This is a genomic window from Pseudoalteromonas sp. PAB 2.2, from assembly GCF_001938575.1.
Lineage (GTDB): Bacteria > Pseudomonadota > Gammaproteobacteria > Enterobacterales > Alteromonadaceae > Pseudoalteromonas > Pseudoalteromonas lipolytica.
In genome coordinates, this window is sequence record NZ_LYPI01000004.1 from 1 (window position 1) to 3,477 (window position 3,477).

At 49.0% G+C, this 3,477-nt stretch carries 2 rRNA genes; both read left to right on the forward strand.

Features of this window, described 5'->3' with window-relative positions:
• Positions 1-247: ribosomal RNA gene (locus BWD47_RS20175) — 16S ribosomal RNA — on the forward strand; the annotation flags it as partial.
• 282 nt (positions 248-529) lie between these two features.
• Positions 530-3,415 (forward strand): 23S ribosomal RNA (locus tag BWD47_RS00350).
• Positions 3,416-3,477: the final 62 nt, after the last annotated feature.

Consider the following 3,477-nt stretch of genomic DNA (forward strand, 5'->3'; position numbering starts at 1 on the left):
GGTAGTCCGGATTGGAGTCTGCAACTCGACTCCATGAAGTCGGAATCGCTAGTAATCGCGTATCAGAATGACGCGGTGAATACGTTCCCGGGCCTTGTACACACCGCCCGTCACACCATGGGAGTGGGTTGCTCCAGAAGTGGATAGTCTAACCTTCGGGAGGACGTTCACCACGGAGTGATTCATGACTGGGGTGAAGTCGTAACAAGGTAGCCCTAGGGGAACCTGGGGCTGGATCACCTCCTTATACGATTTAGAACTTATTTGTTCGTAGTGTCCACACAGATGATTGTTAGTTAGTAAAGCCGYNTGGCTTCACTAATTAATATGCTCTTTAAAAATTTGGAAAGCTGATAATAAAATTCTGATAAATNACNATTGTTATTTATCAAGAGTTTTCAAAAGTAAAAATATGCCAATTAATTGAAAAATTAATCGGTATCTACTTTAGTATTCTCATCATTATTTGATGAATTAACTTCTGGCGAAGTTAACAGCTGTCACTAACAAAGACCCGTTTGGGTTGTATGGTTAAGTGACTAAGCGTACACGGTGGATGCCTTGGCAGTTGGAGGCGATGAAGGACGTATTAACTTGCGATAAGCCTAGTCAAGCTAGTAAAAAGCACTTGAGACTAGGATTTCCGAATGGGGAAACCCACCTGCTTGCAGGTATCTTACACTGAATACATAGGTGTAAGAGGCGAACGCGGAGAACTGAAACATCTAAGTACCCGTAGGAACAGAAATCAACCGAGATTCCGGAAGTAGCGGCGAGCGAAACCGGACCAGCCCTTAAGCTTATTATGTGTTAGTGAAACATTCTGGAAAGTATGACGATACAGGGTGATAGTCCCGTACACGAAAATGCATCTTAAGTGAAATCGAGTAGGTCGGAGCACGTGAAACTTTGACTGAATATAGGTGGACCATCATCTAAGGCTAAATACTCCCAACTGACCGATAGTGAACCAGTACCGTGAGGGAAAGGCGAAAAGAACCCCTGTGAGGGGAGTGAAATAGAACCTGAAACCGTGTACGTACAAGCAGTAGGAGCCCACTTGTTGGGTGACTGCGTACCTTTTGTATAATGGGTCAGCGACTTATATTTTGTAGCGAGGTTAACCGATTAGGGTAGCCGTAGGGAAACCGAGTCTTAACTGGGCGTTGAGTTGCAAGGTATAGACCCGAAACCCGGTGATCTAGCCATGGGCAGGTTGAAGGTTGAGTAACATCAACTGGAGGACCGAACCCACTAACGTTGAAAAGTTAGGGGATGACCTGTGGCTAGGAGTGAAAGGCTAATCAAACCGGGAGATAGCTGGTTCTCCCCGAAATCTATTTAGGTAGAGCCTCGGACGAATACTTACGGGGGTAGAGCACTGTTAAGGCTAGGGGGTCATCCCGACTTACCAACCCTTTGCAAACTCCGAATACCGTAAAGTACTATCCGGGAGACACACGGCGGGTGCTAACGTCCGTCGTGAAGAGGGAAACAACCCAGACCGCCAGCTAAGGTCCCAAAGTCATAGTTAAGTGGGAAACGATGTGGAAAGGCCCAGACAGCCAGGAGGTTGGCTTAGAAGCAGCCACCCTTTAAAGAAAGCGTAATAGCTCACTGGTCGAGTCGGTCTGCGCGGAAGATGTAACGGGGCTAAACTATGCACCGAAGCTGCGGATTCAAAATTTATTTTGAGTGGTAGGGGAGCGTTCTGTAAGCCGTTGAAGGTGTACCGGGAGGTATGCTGGAGGTATCAGAAGTGCGAATGCTGACATGAGTAACGATAATGCGGGTGAAAAACCCGCACGCCGGAAGACCAAGGGTTCCTATCCCATGTTAATCAGGGTAGGGTAAGTCGACCCCTAAGGCGAGGCCGAAAGGCGTAGTCGATGGGAAACGGGTTAATATTCCCGTACTTGGTATAATTGCGATGGGGGGACGGAGCAGGCTAAACAAGCATGGCGTTGGTTGTCCATGTGAAAGTGAGTAGGTTGAGAACTTAGGAAAATCCGGACTCCTAAGACTGAGACACGAGACGAGCCACTAAGGTGGTGAAGTTGTTGATGCCATACTTCCAGGAAAAGCCTCTAAGCTTCAGATTATACCGAATCGTACCCCAAACCGACACAGGTGGTCAGGTAGAGAATACTAAGGCGCTTGAGAGAACTCGGGTGAAGGAACTAGGCAAAATCGTACCGTAACTTCGGGAGAAGGTACGCTCCGATCGGTGATGAGACTTGCTCTCTAAGCGGACGGGAGCCGCAGTGACCAGGTGGCTGGGACTGTTTATTAAAAACACAGCACTGTGCAAAATCGCAAGATGACGTATACGGTGTGACACCTGCCCGGTGCCGGAAGGTTAATTGATGGGGTTAGTTTTCGGACGAAGCTCTTGATCGAAGCCCCGGTAAACGGCGGCCGTAACTATAACGGTCCTAAGGTAGCGAAATTCCTTGTCGGGTAAGTTCCGACCTGCACGAATGGTGTAACCATGGCCACGCTGTCTCCACCCGAGACTCAGTGAAATTGAAATCGCAGTGAAGATGCTGTGTACCCGCGGCTAGACGGAAAGACCCCGTGAACCTTTACTACAGCTTGGCACTGAACATTGAACCTACATGTGTAGGATAGGTGGGAGGCTTTGAAGCAGAGACGCTAGTCTTTGTGGAGCCGTCCTTGAAATACCACCCTTGTAGTTTTGATGTTCTAACGTTGGCCCCTRATCGGGGTTACGGACAGTGCCTGGTGGGTAGTTTGACTGGGGCGGTCTCCTCCCAAAGAGTAACGGAGGAGCACGAAGGTTGGCTAAGTACGGTCGGACATCGTACGGTTAGTGTAATGGTAGAAGCCAGCTTAACTGCGAGACAGACACGTCGAGCAGGTACGAAAGTAGGTCATAGTGATCCGGTGGTTCTGAATGGAAGGGCCATCGCTCAACGGATAAAAGGTACTCCGGGGATAACAGGCTGATACCGCCCAAGAGTTCATATCGACGGCGGTGTTTGGCACCTCGATGTCGGCTCATCACATCCTGGGGCTGAAGTCGGTCCCAAGGGTATGGCTGTTCGCCATTTAAAGTGGTACGCGAGCTGGGTTTAGAACGTCGTGAGACAGTTCGGTCCCTATCTGCCGTGGGCGTTTGAGAATTGAGAGGGGTTGCTCCTAGTACGAGAGGACCGGAGTGAACGAACCGCTGGTGTTCGGGTTGTCATGCCAATGGCATTGCCCGGTAGCTACGTTCGGAACTGATAAGCGCTGAAAGCATCTAAGCGCGAAGCAGGCCTCGAGATGAGTTCTCACTAGACTTTTAAAGTCTCTGAAGGGCCGTTGAAGACTACAACGTTGATAGGCAGGATGTGGAAGTGGTGTGAGCCATTAAGCTAACCTGTACTAATTACCCGTGAGGCTTAACCATACAACGCCAAACGCGTTTTATGACAGCGTAACAGACAGAAGTTAGTATACTAAAGTAGATTT